This window comes from Geitlerinema sp. PCC 9228, assembly GCF_001870905.1.
GTDB lineage: Bacteria > Cyanobacteriota > Cyanobacteriia > Cyanobacteriales > PCC-9228 > PCC-9228.
Window position 1 is genome coordinate 1 of the sequence record NZ_LNDC01000097.1, and the last position, 19785, is coordinate 19785.

General features: G+C 50.3%; 15 protein-coding genes. 6 read left to right on the forward strand and 9 right to left on the reverse strand.

The genetic code is table 11. From position 1 onward, the window contains the following. Positions 1 to 239: 239 nt before the first annotated feature. On the reverse strand, positions 240 to 569 hold the full coding sequence (locus tag AS151_RS08980; protein ID WP_071516711.1) for a hypothetical protein: 330 nt from the start codon (positions 567 to 569) through the stop codon (positions 240 to 242). A 147-nt stretch (positions 570 to 716) separates the two neighbouring features. Then, positions 717 to 902 carry a twin-arginine translocase TatA/TatE family subunit gene (gene tatA, locus AS151_RS08985; RefSeq protein ID WP_071516712.1) on the reverse strand — a complete coding sequence of 62 codons (186 nt, stop codon included), beginning with the start codon at positions 900 to 902 and terminating at the stop codon, positions 717 to 719. Positions 903 to 1059: 157 nt separating this feature from the next. On the opposite strand from tatA, the gene AS151_RS08990 reads away from it, so the two are divergent. Further along, positions 1060 to 1614: a TRAP transporter small permease subunit gene (locus AS151_RS08990; RefSeq protein WP_071516713.1), complete on the forward strand. Its 555-nt coding sequence runs from the start codon at positions 1060 to 1062 to the stop codon at positions 1612 to 1614. A gap of 6 nt (positions 1615 to 1620) precedes the next feature. Then, positions 1621 to 2952 (forward strand): TRAP transporter large permease subunit, encoded by a 1332-nt coding sequence (locus AS151_RS08995; protein ID WP_071516714.1) that lies wholly within the window; start codon positions 1621 to 1623, stop codon positions 2950 to 2952. Positions 2953 to 2993: 41 nt separating this feature from the next. Here AS151_RS08995 and AS151_RS09000 read toward each other — a convergent pair whose 3' ends face one another. Beyond that, complete coding sequence (locus tag AS151_RS09000) at positions 2994 to 5297, reverse strand: IMS domain-containing protein (RefSeq protein WP_071516715.1); 2304 nt, start codon at positions 5295 to 5297, stop codon at positions 2994 to 2996. 481 nt (positions 5298 to 5778) lie between these two features. Here AS151_RS09000 and pdhA point away from each other — a divergent pair, with 481 nt between their 5' ends. Both pdhA and dacB read left to right on the forward strand, forming a co-directional pair. Further along, complete coding sequence (pdhA, locus tag AS151_RS09005) at positions 5779 to 6807, forward strand: pyruvate dehydrogenase (acetyl-transferring) E1 component subunit alpha (protein ID WP_071516716.1); 1029 nt, start codon at positions 5779 to 5781, stop codon at positions 6805 to 6807. 3 nt (positions 6808 to 6810) lie between these two features. Beyond that, a complete protein-coding gene (gene dacB / locus AS151_RS09010; RefSeq protein ID WP_139240587.1) occupies positions 6811 to 8298 on the forward strand; it encodes a D-alanyl-D-alanine carboxypeptidase/D-alanyl-D-alanine-endopeptidase in 1488 nt (495 codons plus the stop codon). Positions 8299 to 8309: 11 nt separating this feature from the next. Here the strand turns inward: dacB and AS151_RS09015 are convergent, their stop codons facing one another. From AS151_RS09015 to radA, 4 genes are all read right to left on the reverse strand, one after another. Next, on the reverse strand, positions 8310 to 9290 hold the full coding sequence (locus AS151_RS09015) for a PRC-barrel domain-containing protein (RefSeq protein ID WP_071516718.1): 981 nt from the start codon (positions 9288 to 9290) through the stop codon (positions 8310 to 8312). Between the two features lie 244 nt (positions 9291 to 9534). After that, a complete protein-coding gene (gene smc, locus AS151_RS09020) occupies positions 9535 to 13239 on the reverse strand; it encodes a chromosome segregation protein SMC (protein ID WP_071516719.1) in 3705 nt (1234 codons plus the stop codon). 196 nt (positions 13240 to 13435) lie between these two features. Continuing rightward, positions 13436 to 13603, reverse strand: a complete 168-nt coding sequence (locus tag AS151_RS22055; protein WP_170861355.1) for a hypothetical protein — start codon at positions 13601 to 13603, stop codon at positions 13436 to 13438. A 173-nt stretch (positions 13604 to 13776) separates the two neighbouring features. After that, positions 13777 to 15402, reverse strand: a complete 1626-nt coding sequence (radA, locus tag AS151_RS09025) for a DNA repair protein RadA (protein WP_071516720.1) — start codon at positions 15400 to 15402, stop codon at positions 13777 to 13779. A 176-nt stretch (positions 15403 to 15578) separates the two neighbouring features. On the opposite strand from radA, the gene AS151_RS09030 reads away from it, so the two are divergent. After that, the gene (locus AS151_RS09030; protein WP_071516721.1) at positions 15579 to 16310 is read left to right on the forward strand and encodes a response regulator transcription factor; all 732 of its coding nucleotides are present in this window, start codon (positions 15579 to 15581) and stop codon (positions 16308 to 16310) included. 117 nt (positions 16311 to 16427) lie between these two features. Further along, on the forward strand, positions 16428 to 17078 hold the full coding sequence (locus AS151_RS09035; RefSeq protein ID WP_071516732.1) for a cofactor assembly of complex C subunit B: 651 nt from the start codon (positions 16428 to 16430) through the stop codon (positions 17076 to 17078). A 9-nt stretch (positions 17079 to 17087) separates the two neighbouring features. Here AS151_RS09035 and AS151_RS09040 read toward each other — a convergent pair whose 3' ends face one another. Together AS151_RS09040 and AS151_RS09045 are read right to left on the reverse strand one after the other, a co-directional pair. Further along, positions 17088 to 18770, reverse strand: a complete 1683-nt coding sequence (locus AS151_RS09040) for an ABC transporter permease subunit (RefSeq protein ID WP_071516722.1) — start codon at positions 18768 to 18770, stop codon at positions 17088 to 17090. Positions 18771 to 18812: 42 nt separating this feature from the next. Next, on the reverse strand, positions 18813 to 19763 hold the full coding sequence (locus AS151_RS09045) for an ABC transporter ATP-binding protein (RefSeq protein ID WP_071516723.1): 951 nt from the start codon (positions 19761 to 19763) through the stop codon (positions 18813 to 18815). Between the last annotated feature and the right edge of the window lie 22 nt (positions 19764 to 19785).

The window sequence follows — 19785 nt, forward strand, 5'->3', positions numbered from 1 at the left end:
AATCTTTAAGAAAGATGGCTACGACTATCAAGTCAATAAAAGTCAATTATTGTCCAGTAAACAACCTATTAGGAAGTAGCAGAGTCGGTTACGTTCAAAAATGGTTAATTAGGTGGTATTTTTCCCTGTTTTTTAAGCAGTGGTTAAGAAAAAAGCGAATACCAATTGCCGAAATTTCTGTAAAATATCGCAATTGACCCCCCTTCGACATCAGGGGGGCTTTGAGGTTTCCCCTATTTCTACAAAACAACGATTATCTGGAATCTCCCAATTGTTCTGGGAGGGGCATAACCTGCGAGCGCCCCGATCAAAATATACCAACGATCGCTTGCATTATTTTTGGGGAAACGGTCGATCCCAAATCCGAGATGGGAAAACCACAATTTTTCTGTCGGGGCAACCCCCCACTGGGGTCCTTTTTGTAGGGGGAGAAGGACGCTACTTCTATGCTTCGGCAGGCTCAGCACCAGCCTTTTTATGGTTTTATGTATATGGAATTCGGTATGAGAGATGGCCAGATTTTCAGGAAAAGGCGATCGCCGATTTAAAAAAATAGAAATTGCTTTCATACTCCCAGCGTTTTCTTAATTGTAGGATTTTCCTGAAATCGTATGAGTGTGTGGATTTGGTCTTGAAAATAGAACAGGCAAGAAGCGATCGCCCCTTACCTGCTTTCATCTGTCCCAAATCAAATAGCGAAAGCAACCAACCCAATTCTACTGCGATCCATCTTTTTGGGTTTCTCCCTGAGAGGGTAGCGATTTTTGCCCTTTTAACTCTTGTTGAAATCCCCGCAAACTTTTCCCCAACGCACTGCCCAACTCGGGAAGCTTCTTAGGACCAAAAATCAACAAAGCAATCACAAAGATAACAACAACTTCTGGAACTCCTAAGCCAAACATAATATGTAGCACTCCAGCAAACGAATCCAAATCTACTATACAAGAAATTGTTGTTGGATGCTCCCATGCCCTTCCATTCCTATTGTCTTCAAGCGATCGCAAGCGGTACATTAGGTCGAAGATTGACTGCACACTCGTCGCTGGGAGCATAGGAAAATTGCAAATTTTGCTGCAAATCGCCTTCTGGATCGATACCCTTAACGAGTATATCGGTCGCCTCACCTACTGGCTAACGCTGGTGATGGTAGGTGTGGGCGCTTGGAATGTTTTGGGAAGATATATCGGGCAGGGCATCGGACAAAATTTGAGTTCCAATGCCTTAATTGAAATTCAGTGGTACCTGTTCGACCTGTTATTTTTATTCGGCGCTGCCTATACCCTCAAACACGACGAACACGTTCGAGTGGATTTGCTGCAAAGCCGTTTCACTGCCAAACAAAAGGCGGTGGTGGATTTGTTGGGAACGGTCTTGTTTCTGCTTCCCTTTTGCACGGCGATTGTGGTGTACTCTTGGGGCGCGATCGCGAACTCTTGGGAAATTCGGGAAATGTCTCCCGACCCCGGCGGTCTGCCGCGCTATCCCATCAAATCGGCAATTTTAGTGTGTTTTCTCCTGCTCATTTTACAGGGCATTTCACAAGCCATTAAAAATATTGCCGTCCTAACAGGAGACTGGCAAGCTCCGGTAGAACCAGGACAAAGGGAAATTTAACCTTCGATGACAAACTACGAATTTTTGGCACCTGCCATGTTCGGCGGTGTTTTGCTGTTTTTGGTCATGGGATATCCCACCGCCTTCTCCCTAGGAGGCGTTGCCATGCTCTTTACCCTTATTGGCATGGCTTTGAACGTATTCGACCCCATTTTGTGGTCGGCGATGCCGCAGCAGATTTTCGGCATCATGAACAATTTCACCCTCCTCGCCATTCCCTACTTTATTTTTTTGGGATCGATGCTGGAAAAATCGGGCATTGCCGAAGATTTACTGGAAACCATGGGCATTTTGCTAGGTCGCCTGCGTGGGGGATTGGCGATCGCGGTGGTCGTCGTCGGCACCTTACTGGCGGCAACCACCGGCGTGGTAGCAGCTACCGTAGTAGCTATGGGACTGATTTCCATGCCTACCATGCTGCGTTACGGATACAACCACCAGCTCACCGCCGGCGTTATCGCGGCATCAGGAACCCTAGGGCAAATCATCCCTCCCAGTGTGGTTTTGGTGGTTCTTGGCGATCGCTTGGGCATTTCTGTAGGCGATTTGTTTGTTGGCGCTTTAATTCCCGGATTACTGGTTTCCACAGCCTTTATCCTGCAAGTTTGGTTGGTGGCTTGGTGGCGACCGGATATGGCACCGGCTTTGCCTCCAGAAGTTCGCAACGTTCCCTATTTGGGGTCGCAGGTACTGCGGGTCATGGTTCCTCCACTGCTGCTGATCGTACTGGTTTTGGGCAGTATCTTTTTGGGAATTGCCACCCCCACAGAAGCCGGCGCTTTGGGCTGCGTTGGTGCTATTGTACTAGCGGCATTGAGAAACCGTCTCAATTGGTCTGCCTTGCGCGGCGCTGCCGATGTCACCCTGCGCACCACCTCCATGGTCATTTTTATTCTAATTGGCTCCCGCGCCTTCAGTTTGGTCTTCCGCGGTTTGGGTGGGGAACGTATGGTGGAAGATGCTTTGCTCAATACCCCGGGGGGAACGGTTGGCTTTCTAATTATTTCCTTGCTAGTGGTCTTTCTGCTCGGCTTTTTTATCGACTTCTTTGAAATCGTCTTTATTGTCGTTCCGTTGCTGGTTCCCATTGCCGAACAGTTGGGGGTCAACCTCATTTGGTTTGGGATTCTGCTGGGCGCTAACATCCAAACCTCTTTTTTGACGCCGCCATTTGGGTTTGCCCTCTTTTACCTACGCGGGGTAGCGCCACCAGAAATGAAAACTTCGGACATTTACCGAGGGGTGGTTCCTTTTATTATCATGCAGCTGATTGTTTTGGTCGCTTTGTTTGCTTTTCCGGAACTGGTTACCTTCCTGCCATCGCTGTTGGGCAACTAAAAAATACCTGAGGAAAAGATTGACAAAACAACCAAAATGTGCTATCGAGCCAGGATTTCCCAATCGCGGATTTTCCAGCGATCGCCCTGGCGGAGCAACTCATACTGCACCCGTAAAGAACTATCCTGCTGGCGAATTGCCTCTCCATTATCCACCAGCCGCCCCACTTCGCGGACGCTCGCGGTGACCCGAGCCAAATTTTCATTGTTCGCATCAACGGTCACGTTACCCACCGCAACCGTATGTTGTTGGTATTGCCAGTACCAATTCCCCGCTTGGGCTTCGGCAGCCCGTTGCTGCCACCGGGAAAGGGCCGGATCTACCAAAATCGTACTTAAAAGCTCGCTTCTGTGTTGCTCTCCCAAAGCTTGCGCCTTCACCGACAGCCAATCGCGAATGGTTCTAGCCGCCAACTCCGCAGTTAGGGGACCATCGAGCTGGGGTTTGGGGGGTTCAGGTGCGGGAATTTCCACAAAAGGCTCCTTCAAAGACAAAGGCAGCTCCACCTCGTTAGCAGTTCCCCCTTGAAAGCGATCGATAATCCAACCAAAAGTGCCGCGAACGATCGAGAAAATCAACCACAACAGCAGCAGCGTACCTACCCCCACCAACAGCAAACGCCCCATTTTTAACGAACTGGCATCTTTGCCAGCACTGCCCCGTCGCCCGGAACGTTGGTACGGGTTGCGTCGGGATTCTCCATAGGAAGTATTGGGCGAGCGCGAACTGCGGTCTTCTCGACGCGCATAGGTGGGTTCGGCAGCAGAAAGAGCACCACCGCGTGGGGCATCGGCGGGTTGCGACCCAGTTTGCCCCCGGGAACTGGGAAATTGAGGAGCTTGTAAGGAAGAAGTTTCCCCAGGAGACTGAGTTTGCCAAGCACTGGGAATAGAAACCTGAAACGAAGCCCGAGAAGACCCTGCCGGTGTAGGTGCTTCCTCAAAAGTCGCCGTTGTTGCCGTTTCCGTCGGTGGTACCTCCACCCACTGACTCTGGGCGGATTCGTCGGTTGCTTGCTGGCTCAGTTCTTCCAGGTACTGTTGCACTTGGGCATCGGCAAAATATTCCTTCAAAGAGGGGTCCTCATCCACCAGATCGCGGAAATAGGGAAATACCTCTTCGCGCAGCCAACGTTCCGCATACAAACACAATCCCGGTAACCAATCGGGGGAATCGGCCGAATGCTGGCGAATAAATTGAATGGGTTCCTCTTCCTGGGAAAGTTCGATGGCGTAGTTTGCCGCCTCCGTTTGTCCCAACAGCAAGCAACAAATGGCTTTTTCCAGATTCACATCCTGGCGTCTGCCCAAATGGATCAACGTTTGTTTGGCGCGCAAAATCAAAGCCGGTTCCCGTTCGGCAAATCCCCGGGCAATTAGAGCATAAACCGCCAAATAGGTGGCCACCGCGGAAGGGCGGCGGGCTTCCGATTCAAACAATTCCTGTTGCTGGGCCGCCGTCATGTAACAACGTACCTGCTGGATAAAGCGCAGGAAATCATCCACACTCAGCCCAGACCGGTCGTCTTGGGAACCATCAATGCCACCGCGTTCGGCAATCGTTTCCCGCAACAGGCGCAATCCCCGTTCGCGATGCTCCGCGGAACTGCTGTCTTGGATACCATCGCTGTTTTCTGACGACGCCGGCAGGGCCAAGTTTTCTAAAATGCGATAGGGACGCAACGTATACAAATCCGCCTGCATTTCTCCACGGATTTGCGGAAACAGCCCTTCCCGCAACAGCAAAGCTTGACCGGCTTCCAAGGAGGAAGCAGCACGTTCGTACTGTCCCAACGACCACTGTTCCCGCCCCAATTCTAGATAAGCCAAGGCTACGGCCAGAGCCATATCCGAGCGGGCAATTTCCGAGATGGCATGGGCAGAACTGGTTTCTGGGGAGGGGGAAGCTTGGGAAGGTTCCCGGGTAGAACGGTTTTGGGACCAACTGCTGCTGAGATAGGGGCGTCCGAGCTGCAAGACATGCTCGTATTCCCCCACTTCTTGCAGGATAATTAAAGCACCGATCAGTTGGTCGTCGCGGATTTCAATACTGGGCGTATGTTGGGTGCTCGTGCTTTCCAGAGGGGAGGATGCCTCTGGTTGGCTGCCAGCCGGACGCTCGTAGGTTTGAGCGAGAAAACGGCTGTCGTATTCCTGGCGTTGTTGGGGATCGGACAAAACTTCGTAGGCTTCGTCTAGCAGCTGCTTGCGCGCGGAAATGGCCGCCGCCGAGTATTCTCGACGGGGCAACTGCATGGTGCGATCGCGCCAGTACTGTCGCACTTGCTCGGTGGTTGCCTGGATAGGCACGCCTAAAATTCGGTAGTAATCGAGGGGAATTCGCACTGTCCACGAATACTGTGATTACAGGACTAGATTAGCTTACGATCTCGACAATAGGCTACTCTAGTTTGGGAAATCGTTACTTTTTTCATCTGGAAATAGCGATTTGACCAGAATACACTTGCCATAGCAAGATGTTGGTTGTCCCATCAGCAGGGTTCCCAAACCCAGCGGAAAACCTTTCATCTCGTAGAGCCAAAACTTTCTTGACTATGTACGTCGTCCACACAGGGCGGAAAACGCTCGTCGAGGGTCCCTGTGGCCGGGGATGGACTAGCTGAAGCACAAATCTATCTAGGCACACCCCATAAAGCGAGAATTTCACGAATAGAATTCGTGAGCGTGTCAAGTGTGGGGATGCAGCAAAACCTTTTAAAATTGAATTTCTACGCAATGGGTTGTCTGTTGTTGGTACGAACAAGAGACAATTAAACAGAAACCCTACGCTATAACCAGTAGTCGGATTTTATTTTAGGAAATATCAATGGTCACAGAAAGAGCTTTACCCCAATTTGATGCCTCCGTTGCCCAAATCGACCGCGAAGAAGGTTTGCGGCTGTACGAAGACATGGTCCTGGGGCGCGTTTTTGAAGACAAATGTGCGGAAATGTACTACCGCGGCAAGATGTTTGGCTTCGTCCACTTGTATACTGGTCAGGAAGCTGTCTCCAGCGGCACGATCAAAGCCATGCGCGAGGGAGAAGACTACGTATGCAGTACCTACCGCGACCACGTTCATGCCCTGAGTGCTGGTGTTTCTGCCCGTGAAGTGATGGCTGAGCTATTTGGCAAATCCACCGGTTGCAGCAAGGGGCGTGGCGGTTCCATGCACTTGTTTTCCGAACCCCATCGCTTGTTGGGGGGCTATGCTTTTGTGGCTGAAGGCATTCCTGTGGCTGCAGGAGCGGCATTTCAAATCAAATATCGTCGGGAAGTTCTGGGCAATGAAAATGCCGACCAAGTGGTGGCTTGTTTCTTTGGCGATGGGGCTTGCAACAACGGCCAGTTTTTTGAAACTTTGAATATGGCGGCTTTGTGGCAGTTACCGATTTTGTTTGTGGTGGAAAACAACAAGTGGGCGATTGGTATGGCTCACGAGCGGGCTACCTCCGACCCCAAAATCTATCGCAAGGCGGAGGCGTTTAATATGAAAGGGGTGGAAGTTGATGGGATGGATCCCCTGGCGGTTTACCACACGGCCCAAGAAGCGATCGCCCGCGCCCGCGCTGGGGAAGGTCCTACCCTCATCGAAGCCCTCACCTACCGCTTCCGGGGACACTCCCTCGCCGACCCCGACGAACTGCGGGATAAGGAGGAGAAAGAATTCTGGCTTTCCCGCGACCCCATTAAGCGACTGGCGGCGTATTTGGTGGAACAGAACCTAGCCAACCAAGAGGAACTGCAAGCAATCGACAACCGCATCCAGGAAACTGTGGAAGAAGCGGTTCGCTACGGGCAAGAAAGTCCCGAACCCGATGCCAGCGAGCTGTTTGATTACGTTTTTGCTGACTAGCCTGTGAACGGCAAGCAATCTATTTTCGGTGGGTTGGGATGGGGGATGGGCATTTCCTGCCTCTACTGGTTGGGAATCAGCATCTGCCAACCCCCACCAGCCGCTGCTGAGGAAACTTTTTGCCTCGAAGAACTGGCACCGCGGATCCAAGGGGTTTTAGCCGCTGCCTCAACGCCGCGATCGCGTTGGGGAATTTTGGCCCGTTCTTTAGGGGAAAATCGGGTTCTCTACCGCCGCCATGCCAGTTCCTATTTAATTCCCGCCTCTACCACCAAGCTGCTGACCACAGCAGCCGCACTATCCCATTTTTCCCCAGATTTCCAAATTCGCACGCCTGTATACGCCCGGGGGGAACCACCGCAACTGGCCCAATTGCGGGTGGTGGGACGCGGCGATCCTACCTTAACAGAAAAACATTTTTACGATCTGGCCAAGCAACTCTCGCAACAGGGAGTGCGGCGCATCGATACTTTAGTAGCAGACAATCGTTATTTCCCCGGCGACTGGACCCCTGGCAGTTGGCAGTGGGAGGACGTACAAGCCGGCTACGGTGCTCCGGTCACCAGTTTGATTTTCCGAGAAAACGCCATCAAGCTGATTTTATCGCCCCAAAATCCCAGCCAGCCCCTGGCAGTTCGTTGGGCTTACCCGCAAGCTAGCCATCGCTGGCAGCTCGACAATCAAACCGTTACCGGTGCCACCCAATCCTCGGAATGGTTGCAAGTCGGTCGGGATATGGGCAAACGCCAGTTGTATTTACGGGGTCAGTTGCGGGCGGGGTCTGCTTCCGAACCGGTTTACATCGCCGTTCGCCAGCCGATACAGCGGTTTTTGCACCATTTGCGAGCGGCCCTTACCACCCAGGGAATTGCTGTTGGAACCACCCGCATCGCCACCTCCCCTCCCACTGTCAGGGAACGGGAAATGGCTGCCTGGCATTCCCCTCCTTTGGGCGAACTCATCCGGGAGACCAATCAAAAAAGCGTTAATATCTACGCCGAAGCGTTGTTGCGTGTTTTGGGAATGAATCAAAATCCAACAGCGGACTCGGCTTTAACTGCTGGCTTGCAAGCGGTGGCAACCACCCTCGCTGATTTGGGCATCGACCCGGATACCTATTCCTTAGCCGATGGTTCTGGTTTGTCGCGGCAAAATTTGGTGGCCCCACAAGCTTTGGTAGCCACCTTAACTGCTATGTACCAGTCGCCGTACGCCCGAGTTTACCGGCAATCCCTGGCGAGTAGCGATCGCGGTACCCTCCACCATCGATTCGACCAACTAAGCGGCAAAATCTACGCCAAAACCGGCTACATGAGTGGCGTTCGAGCCTTAGCGGGCTACGTTGACAATTCCCACTACGGACCCATTGCCTTTAGCATTGTTGCCAACCATCTGCCCGAACCCGGACAAGCACAAGCCGCCATAGACGAAATTGTGGGATTGTTTGCCAGCGTTTCCCAGCGCTGCTCTACCAATGTCCCACTTCCGTAGCCATGTTGTGCTTAATATTCCGGCTCTTCTTCGTACTCCGGACGCTTGATTTTCTGGGGAATATTCACCCGCGGACGGTTGCTGGGACGTTGGGGAGGTCGATTGGCTTCCCCTTCTGGTTCCACGTCTTCTTCGTAAGCCACTTCCTCTTCATATTCCCCACGAGCGTAGCGTTTGGTTTCCCTAGGCCTGCTCTGGCGATATTCTTCTTCTGTAGCTTCGCTCCAATTGTCCCCTTCGTCTTCTTCATAATAAACGGCTTCCGCAGGTGTTTGGGCAACTTGGGGTTCCCGTTCTTCCCAATCTTCTTCGTCCCAAATCGGTTCTTCCGTTCTGGCTGTGGTCCGTACGGGTTCTTCCTGACGGGTGGGCGCGCCAGTTCCCAGTTGGTTTTCCGGTCGGGTGGCTGGCGTATAGTAATCTTCCAAATCTTCTCGTTCCCAAGGAGGTGCCCCAATGCCGAAGCGTTCCAAAACGCCTACCGTCAGCTGGGTGAGATTTTCTTCTGCCCCTTCAAAGACAATCAAGCGATCGGGACCGCTGCTGACAATTTCATCCATCGAGAGTTCGTAGGTACTTACAATTTGGTCGGGGACTTGGGGCAATCCCAACGAATCGATGACGAGGGATTCTACTTTGCCAGTTTCTATGTCAAATTGAAAGCTGCGTACCTTGCCGAGCAGTTCGCCGGTTTCGGTAATGACTTCGCTGCCCGTTAGTTTGCTGTAAGCCTCGATATCGACGTTGTCTTCGACAACACGCTCGTCATCAACGAGAATCACATCGCCAATTTGACGGACATTTTTGAGGAGCATGTATTGAGGCATTCCCCCCATCGCCAAAAAGTTATCGCGCATACCAATTGCGACTACTTCTCGGGCATCGACATCAACCCAAAGTTGGGAAACAATCCCTAGACGTTTGCCAGTATCGCGGGTAATGACTTGGGTTCCTAAAATTTCCGAACGTTGGCGGATTGTTGCAGATTTCATTATTAATAGAATCCTGACCTTCCTATATAATTTTGCCTGTGCTGGTGCTTCGACGTTGCCCAGCACAAGACTGCGCCGAAGCAGCGGTGATAAGGGCAAAAGCAGTTCGCGGTGAGCGCTGCCAAACCGTGCGTTTTTTTATAGGGACTCGCCTCCGGGCAAGTACCATATCTTGAGAACGTCGATTTGGTATCGAAATAGGGGGAAAGACTTTGGCCTAATTTCCCCATACTATACCAAATTTTTAAGATGGTTTCTGGGAATTTTCGCTGGCTAAATCCAGCCCAATTGCTTGCGTGAAAGCTCCTTTGGCTTGGGTCACGCCGATGGCTCGTTGGGCCGATTTCACCATAGGACCTTTGTGGCTCACCACAATAAATTGAGCTGTCGCCGCCTGCTGTACGATCATTCTAGCTAATCGTTCTACGTTTGACCCGTCGAGAAACATGTCTACTTCATCGAAGGCATAAAAAGGAGAAGGTCGGTAGCGTTGTAAAGCAAAAATAAAGCTCAAGGCGGTGAGGGATTTTTCTCCCCCAGACATGGAAGCCAATCGTTTGACGGGTTTTCCTTGGGGGTGGGCAACCAGATTTAAACCGCTGTTGAAGGGGTCGTCGGGGTCGTCGAGTTGCATGTGTCCGTCACCTTCAGAAAGTTCGGCAAAGATTTTTTGGAAGTTTTCGTTAACGGCATCGAAGGATTCTTGAAAAGCTCGCAGCCGCAGGGTGGTAAAGTTTTCAATTCTTAATAAAATTTCCTGGCGTTCGGCTTCTAGGGTGGTTCGTTTTTCGCTGAGTTCTTCAAGACGTTGTTGGGTTTGGCGGTATTCTTCCAATGCCAGCATGTTCACTGGTTCTAACTGGCGCATTTTGCTTTCCAGGTTGCGAATTTCCCGTTCGAGATCCTGTACGTCTTGGGATTTAATCTTTTCGGGAATTTCTGCGGGCAATGGGTCGGGGAGTTGCGATCGCTGTTCGGTGATTTTTGGTTGAATTTCTTGCTGTTTTTGTTGGGCAAGGGCGCGATTTTCTTCGGTTTTTTGCTGCTGCCACTGCAGTTCTCGTTTTTGCTGCTGCAGTTCCTTGAGGGTGGTTTCGATGCGATCGCGTTCGGTTTTGGCGGTTTGCAAGCGGTTTTGGAGCTCGTCAATAGCCAGTTCGCTTTCCCGGATTTGAGCCTGCAGGGTTTGGGCTTTCTCTTGCAGTTGGCTGAGTTGGTGGCTTAACTCCGTCCCTTGCTGCTGGCATTCTTGAGCCCGTTGTTGGTAAGATTCGATTTTCTCCGACAGCCGAATAACAAGACGCGAGCGTTCTTGCTGTTGTTCTTCTTTTTCCTGTCGTTGTTTTTCCAAATTGGCGATTTTTCCTTGGGTCGCCTCGATTTGTTCGCTGACTTCCTGCCAGGCATTGTGGGTAGGCGATGCTTCCAATGCTTGTAGCTGGCTGCGATAGGTGGCTAGCTGCTCTTCTTGGCTGGGAATTTCTCCCTGCAAGGTTTGCAAGCGCTCTTGAACTTGCTGAAGTTCGGTTTGGGTTTGTTGGAGATGGTCGCTGGTTTGTTGTTTTTGCTGCTGTAGCGATCGCAAATGATTTTGATTCTGTTCGTACTGCCATTCAATTTGCTGGCGCTGCGATCGCGCTTCCATGAGTTCCTCAGAACGCTGTTTGGCCGTATCCGAAGCCGCCGACATGGCTTGCTGGCACTGCTGCAACACCTGCTCGATTTCCTGCAGCCGTTCGCGATACTGCTGCTGTTCCGTTTCCAGTTCCGTCTGTTTGGTGGTAAACGACCAAGCACTACCGCGGCGATTTTGCGATCCCCCGCTCATGGCCCCACTGGTTTCTAGCAACTCCCCATCCAAGGTGACAATGCGATACTGACCGATGCAGCGACGGGCGTTTTCCAAGGTATCGAAAACCACCGTATTGCCAAATACATAGGCGAAAACTGGCTTGTACCGCAAAGGATACTCCACCAAATTCACCGCATAGTTAATAAATCCAGCGGCAAAAATCGGCACAAACCGAGGATTGGCACGAATTTTGTTCAGGGGCAAAAACGTGGCCCGACCGCCTTTTTTCTCTTTAAGCAACTGAATACCAGCGGCAGCCACTTCGTCGTTTTCTACCACAATATTACCCAAACGACTGCCGGCGGCAGTTTCCAAGGCCAGCTGGTACTGCGGATCGACTTGGCCCAACTGCGCTACCAACCCGCATACCCCTTCCAAGCCGGAATTTTGAATAATTTGCGTGGCTTTGGTGCCTTGGGATTCTTGCTGTACTTGCGCTTGTGCCTCTAGTTTGTCCAACTCCCGCTGCAGTTGGCGCTGTTCTCTCAGCAGGCGATTTTGGGTTTCTTGTTGCAAATGGACTTCCGACTCGGCAGCGGATACTGCTTCTGCCAGTTTCTGCACTTTGGTGGTGGCGGTTTCTTTTTCCTGTTGGCTGCTGGCTAGCTGTTGCTGCCGTTCGGCCATTTCGGTGTCTAGCTCTTGCAGGCGCGGCGATAGCTGGTGAATTTGCCTTTGTAGTTGTTCTTGGCGTTCGCTACAGCGTGCTTGTTCCGTACGTAGGGGATTGAGGGTATTGGTGAGGGTTTCGATTTCGTGGTGCAGGTGATTTTGCTGGTTAACCCAACTGGTGGCACTCTCTCGCAGTTCGGCTTCTGACTGGCGGTGTTGGGCTAGTTCTTGTTTGGCAATGTCAATGGCGTGGCGCAGGGAGGCGAGTTCTTCGCTTTCTTCTTGCTGTTGGTTTTGTTGAATTTGCTGCAGTTGCTGCTGGTGTTCTTCGATTTGGTTTTTCAGGGTTTCCTGCTGTTCGGCCAGGGTGACCTGTTGTTGGGAAAGTTCTTCGGTACGGGTTTGGTTTTGCCGCAGCTGCGCTTGTTGGTTGGCGAGGGTAGATTGCCGGTGCAGCAGTTCGTCTTCTCCAAGCGCTTTTACCTGCTGGCTTTTGTCTTCCAGCAGTTTGCTATTGTCGTGAATTTGGCTTTCTAGTTCGGTGAGTTGGTGGTTGAGATCGGCTAGGGTGCGATCGCTTTGTTCGATACTGGTTTGCAGCTTTTGTTGTTGCTGTACCAGCAGCCGCCAACTCAAAATGGCATGCCACTGTTGCTTTTGTTCTAATTGGGTTTTGAGATTTTGGTATTGTTCGGCTTTGGCACGGTCTTTTTCCAAGCGATCGCGTTGGGTTTGCAGCTCCTGCTCCAGAATGCGACTGCGTTCTAAGCGTTCTTTTACTTCATCTAATTTTTCTTTGGCGGTGGCAATTTTGCGGTCAAATTCCCCCACCCCTGCCAGTTCGTCAATAATCTGCCGCCGTTGCCGACCGTTCATGGCAATAATGCCGGTCACATCCCCCTGCAAAACCACGTTGTACCCTTCAGTATAAATGCGCAGTTGGTGAAGCTGTTCGTGTAACTCTCCCAAGGTACAGGGAACGCCGTTAGTATAGTAAGTAGAGGTATAGGTTCCCGATTTGGTGACCCGTAGCTTGCGGGTGACGCTCCATTCCTGCGGCCAGGATTGGATGGAAGACTCTTCAGCAGTCCCCTCCGAGGCACCGTTGGTAGCGGCTGCTTCGGCGGTTTTGCCGTTGCTGGTGACGTTGGGGGGGTCCACCTCTTCCCCAGGAGGAGAGACTTCGCGGGCTGCCTCTACCGCCGGATTTTCGGCATCTGACAGGTCGAAGGTAACGGTTACTAAAGCTTCTACCGGATAGCGACCGCGACTGAGTTCTTTATGGTTGACCAGATCGGGCAAACGTTCGGCCCGCATGCCTTTAGAACTAGAAAGTCCCAAAGCAAATAGCAGCGCGTCGATGATATTGGATTTGCCGGAACCGTTGGGACCGGAAACCACGGTAAATCCTGGCAGTAACGGCACTTGGCTGGTACCGCCAAAGGATTTAAAATTTGTTAGTTCTACACTTTTGATGTGAACCATGCAACCTACAATCTGGCAACCGTTTTTGTGTATGCTTGCCTGGGGTTCTTGGTTTTGTGAAAGCCAACTGAATCACAACAACGACTGACGAAGCCAAGATTCCGTTGGCAACCCCCAGTGTAGCTTTGAATTTGGGGATTGGCTAGCATCCTTAAGCTCAGGATATCATTGTTGACTGCTACTTCCTATCTAGGGGTTAGGATTTGCCAGTTTGGCGCTGCTGGCGTTTTTCTCTAGCTTTACGACGGCGATCGCGCCATTCTACGCTGGTTAAATACACAATACCGCCAGTAACCAACACCATCAATCCCAAGGCCATGGTTGCCAACACGCTCATGATGGTTTTAGTGTCAAGACTTTCCATAATTTTTTCTCCCCTTTGGTTTGTTTCTATTTTTTCGTTATTCTTGCTATTTTAACGATCGCTAGCCTGGTTTTGGAAGCAGGGGAAGCGGATGGGAGCATCGGACCATTGGAGAAAACCACCAATTATATCTCCCACACTCAGCCGCTTCCACACCTGCACCCTCGGTATGCCTAAAAAACGGGTTCTTCATCAAAATCGTCGTCAAAATCATCATTATTGCCTTCTCCATTAAACCCATTGCCGTTTAAAGCTGGTGGTTGGCTGGTTGCTGTTGCGCCTTGGTTTTCGGCTTGGTTAAATTGTCCGGGAATGGCTTCCACAATCGCTTCAATGACTTTGCCAACGCAGATAATTTCTAGATCGATATCGGGGGGATTTTGTCCTTTGGGGATAATGGCGCGTTTGAAGCCTAGTTTGGCGGCTTCCCGCAGGCGTAGTTCCAGTTGGGAAACCGGCCGGACTTGGGAACCCAATCCTACTTCTCCCAGAATAGCGGTGTGCGGATCGACCACGCGATCGCGGAAACTGGCGACAATGGCCACGGCCACTCCCAAATCGGCGGCGGGTTCGTTGACGGTGATGCCTCCCACGGAAGCCACGTAGGTATCCAGTTTGGATAGGGGAATGCCAACGCGTTTTTCTAAAACGGCCAAAACCTGCAATAGACGGTTGTTATCTAAACCAGTGGTGGCGCGGCGGGGGGAACCATAACTGGTAGGACTGACCAAGGCTTGGACTTCCACAACGATGGGACGGGTTCCTTCGCAGGCGACGATAATGGCACTACCGGTGGCAAATTCGTCTAAATTGCTGAGAAATAGTTCCGAAGGGTTGATTACTTCGCGCAATCCTTGCGCTATCATTTCAAATACGCCGATTTCGTGGGTGGCACCGAAGCGGTTTTTCATGGTCCGCAGCAGGCGATGGCTGGCGAAGCGATCGCCTTCAAAAAACATGACCGTATCTACCAAGTGTTCCAAAACCCGCGGACCAGCAATAGACCCTTCCTTGGTTACGTGTCCCACCACAAACAGGGTAATGCCTTCCCGTTTAGCCACTTGCATCAATGCTGAAGTACATTCGCGTACTTGTGCTACCGAACCGGGAGCAGAAGTCAGGGAAGCAAAGTAAATGGTTTGAATGCTATCGACAATTGCTAAATGGGGTTTGAGGGCTTCTAATTCCCGTAAAATGACTTCTAAATCGGTTTCCGCAAGCAAATAAAAGTAGCGTTCGGACTCTGGTTCGCCAGCTTTGGTTTGAGGTTGGCCGTTGGCTTGGTCCTGTTCTTCGCTGGGTTCTTGCTCGTCGCTAGAGGGATCGTTCGTCATTCCCAAACGCATGGCGCGAATTTTAACTTGCTGGCCGGATTCTTCGGCACTGACATAAAGCACCCGATGGTGATAAGATAGAGAGTTGGCTACCTGCAACAGCAAGGTAGATTTTCCGATTCCCGGTTCTCCGCCTACCAACACGAGGGAACCAGGAACAATACCACCCCCCAAAACGCGGTCCAGTTCCTGAAATCCAGAAGGGAAGCGAGACACGTTTTGGTCGTCAATTTGAGATAGTTTGATCGCAGCGCGAGGTGCGGCTGGTTCCGCACTGGGCGATCGCACGTTGGATTTGGTGGTACTGTGGTGGTTCCAACTAAACCGCGATGGTTGCGTTGAATCGATGGGAAGGGACTCTTCCACCAGAGAGTTCCAAGTACCACAGCTGGGACACTTGCCAAAATACTGTGCAAATTCTGTCGCGCAAGCGTTACAAACGTAGACAATTCGTGGTTTAGGCATTAGCGACCGAAGGCAGTGGAAAACACCCTGTACCGGTACAAAATTGGAAAAAAAGTTGAAATGTCCGATAGATGAGGCTGGTTGGGAAACCGAAATCTATCAATAACAGATTATCCTAATGATATGGTAGTAAAAATTCATTAAAAGAAACATTTTCATAGGGAGAGCGGGTAAAATTGGAAAATCATAAAGAGAAAATCCTAGTAGTAGACGACGAAGCGAGTATCCGCCGAATCCTGGAAACTCGCTTATCCATGATTGGTTACGACGTAGTCACCGCCGCCGACGGTGAGGAAGCGCTAGGAATCTTTCAAGAAACCACTCCCGATTTGGTGGTGCTCGATGTCATGATGCCCAAACTAGATGGCTATGGCGTTTGTCAGGAGTTGCGCAAAGAAACCGACGTTCCCATCATTATGCTAACGGCTTTGGGGGACGTTGCCGACCGCATTACTGGCTTGGAACTGGGAGCAGATGATTATGTAGTCAAACCATTTTCTCCCAAAGAACTAGAAGCGAGAATTCGTTCAGTATTGCGGCGCGTAGAAAAAGGCAGTGCCGCTGGTATCCCCAGTTCTGGGGTTATGGCAATTGGCAGCATCAAAATCGACACCAACAAACGCCAAGTCTACAAAAGTGACGAACGAGTGCGGCTGACCGGCATGGAATTTAGTCTGTTGGAATTGCTGGTGAGCCGTTCTGGGGAACCGTTTTCGCGCTCCGAAATTTTACAGGAAGTGTGGGGGTATACGCCGGAACGTCACGTGGATACCAGGGTGGTTGACGTTCACATTTCCCGGTTACGCGCTAAATTAGAAGACGACCCCAGCAATCCAGAACTGATTTTGACTGCTAGAGGCACCGGCTACATGTTCCAGCGAATTATGGATGTAGCCGAAGAAGGTTGAACTCTGGAAATAAGCGCGCTCGACCCACAAGCAACGATGCAAGCTTAGGGAACGTTGGTTGCTTTCCGAACAGCCTTTTTCGCTTCTCGCTTTGGACCCCCACTGTCTTTTTTCTTTATGACCACATCGGACCCCAATCGCTTTTTGCGCCGCCTGCCCCTAGTTGTTGGGATGCTGGCAGGCACATTATTGCTTGTTAACCGATTTTTGGCTTCTAGTACGCTCACCGACGCCCAAGCGCGCTCGGATGCGTTGGGGATTTTGGCAAGTGCTTTGTTAATTTTAACGGGCTTGCTGTGGCAGCGCGTGCAACCCAAACCACCAGAAGCAGTTCAGTTGGTTGGGCAGGAAAGGTTTGAACTGCAGCCAGATTTACCCGAACCGGTACAAACGGAACTGGCTTGGTCGTCGCAAATCTTGCTTACCAATACGGTAACGCGATCGCTGGTGGTATGGTACGACTCGCGGGTATTGTTGCGGCGGGGAATTTTACCGGAAACATCCGAAGTCAAACCCGGTAAGATTCTCCAACGGGTTTTAGAGAAGCAAAAACCAGTGTATTTGGTTTCTCTACAAATTTATCCCGGCAGGGTAGAATTCAATTATTTACCAGAGAACACGCAAGGGGTCATTTGTCAACCCATCAGCGATCGCGGTGCTTTAATTTTAGGTGCCAACGCGCCGCGCAGCTACACCAAACAAGATGAAAATTGGATTGCTGCCATTGCCGACAAGCTAGCAGATACCTTCCAACGCTACGAACTCTAGATAGAAATTTCAGTTTCTATGGGAAGAATTGCCCGCTAGCAAAGTTTTGGTTTGAGATTCGCCAGCCAGCCGCAACTGCCGCTTTAACATCCAGCCGAGAGTCGCGATCGCGGCGAAATGACCGACCAATCCTCCTAGAATTGTAAAGATAGACACATCATAATATAAAACCTCCCAAGGAGCCAGGGAAAACAACCACAGAATCGAATTTTGTTCCCCTGAAATTCCCAATACCAGTAGCGGAACAACCATAACACCAGCAAGTGCCGCAGCAGCTAGAAAAGAGCGTTTGGGTGTTTTTGCTAGCAAACACAATTGGACAATCAATGCATAGGAAACCAAAAGCAAAGCAGCGAAAAATACAACCAACCCAGCAATCATTTTGTCCATATCGTATTTTCCGTGGGTAACAATTGCTATCCATAGCAATAACAATAATGTCGTCATTCCTATATTGATAGCGATCGCTACTGGCGCTGGACTTTTTTCTCCTAGCAACCAAGTTTGCCATCGGGAAAAACGGCGAACCATAGAACCGCGATAACGGCTTGGCATTTCATATCGCGCCCAATCTTGAATGGTTTGTCGGTGGGGAGATAAAGCCACCATTAATACCAACAAGAGAATAAAATTCACCAACAGAAGAATGAATAAATTCGGATAAAAAACGTAGTAGAGTTTGGCTTGATTTTGAAACGTAAATCCCAACCAAAACAGTTGAAAACACAACACCAAACCGTAGCTTTGCGCTTTACTTAACCAAGTACCACTTGGTTGCTGGAAACGCCGTCGAATCGATTGCCAAATCCAATAACTCCAGACTCCGTAGTTAGCCAAAGCGAACAAAACAAACAGAGAGGAATTACTACCCAAAGGCAAGTAAAACCACTGCAAATCTGCCAAATCTTCCGTCACTTTCGCATCAAATACTTCGGGAACTAGATAGGGAAATACAATGCTAGGAGAAAACCAAGAAAACCCATCCGAGATATTATTGCGTATGAAATAAGAACCATCAGGTAATGACCAGTTCAGGAGCCACAGAGAAGCGATCGCCAAACCGCCTCCCAACCAAGCTTGCAAACTACCGGAAGTTCCAAGCAAGCTAAACAAATGGGCAGCACTATAAAAAAAACAGCAACCCCCTATAAGAATTAGATAGAACACCAAAATCCACCCCAAAGAAATTTGGGCGGATAATCCCGAGAAAATATGGAAAGGCAAGGCACATGCCAAAAACAGATAAAGCAGAATAGGAACTCCCAACATCTTCCCGGTTAAAATCGTCGCGGTCGATCGCGGCGTTAAACGTAAAAAATCAAGCGTTCCCCGACGTTCTTCTCGATTTAAATTGTTAATAAGCATATACGTACCAACACCGATCGAAATAAAAATAACGATGGTACTTTCTGCGAAAAACATATCTTGCCACCATTCCACCCAGTCAATTAGATAATTGCCAGCCGCATCTTGTAAGCATTTGCCCTGACCGGTTTCCTGCAAGCAATATTGGGTTTGCCCAGGAGAACTTTCGCTGGGTAAAGTACCAAAAAAACCTAACCATACAATAAATTGACCCAACAGAGAAGCAGCAACGGTAATACCGACATTGCGAACGGTCAGTCGCTCTTTCAGTTCCCGAAATAACTGCGGATTCCAGTTACTAAAACGATCGAAAGCTGTATATAACATGGTAGTTCGTAGAAATCCATAAACTAACAACAAAATTCGCTTCTAGGAAGCTTGTTTGTGACCGAGTTTGAGAAAAATAGTTTCCAAATTTTCCGAAGTAGGGGAAAACTCTCTTAGCGGAATCTTGGCTTGTACCAAAGTTCGCAACAAATCGGCACTATCTTCTGGCGTTCCGGAAAAATTAACCCGCAAACAACCGTTGCCGTCTGCTTCTTCCCACCCCTCTACTTGGGGATGATTTTTCAGTTCGCTTTTGAGAGCGTCGATATTTCCTAAAGTAGCAATACGAATTTGCTGGTGGCTTAACCGTTGGTACAGTTGCTGAAGTGTCGTACTTTCCACCAAATATCCCATTTCCATAATACCCACAGAAGTACAAAGTTCCGCTAGGTCGCTGAGAACGTGGGAAGAAATGAGAATGGTCATGCCGGCTTCTCGCAACCATTTGATAATGTCGCGAAATTGCATCCTGGCGATGGGGTCAAGACCGGAAACCGGTTCGTCTAGCAACAACAGAATGGGTTCGTGAATGATGGTTCGCGCCAGGCTGAGTCGCTGTTTCATTCCCCGCGACAGGGTGGAAATGCGACTGCGACGTTTTTCGGTTAGCTGTACCAGTTCTAGCACTTCGTACAGGCGTCGGCTACGTTTGGGGTCTCGCAGATAGTACAACCGCGCGAAATATTCCAGGTAATCCCACACGGTGAGTTCGTCGTAGAGGGGAAAGTCATCGGGGAGATATCCCAGACGACGTTTGATGTGGGGGTGGCTGTTGTCTCGCAACAAGCGATCGCCAAATAAATAAATTTCGCCGATGGTGGGTTCGGTGGCTGTGGCTAACATCCGGATGAGGTTGGTTTTCCCAGCGCCATTGGGTCCAATCAATCCGTACACTTCGCCAGTAGCAATTTGTAAATCGACGTCGTTAACGGCGATATGGCGGTCAAACCGCTTGGTGAGTTGGCGCGTTTCGACGGCTAGTTCTTGGGTCATAGGAATTTGGAGGTAGCCACGA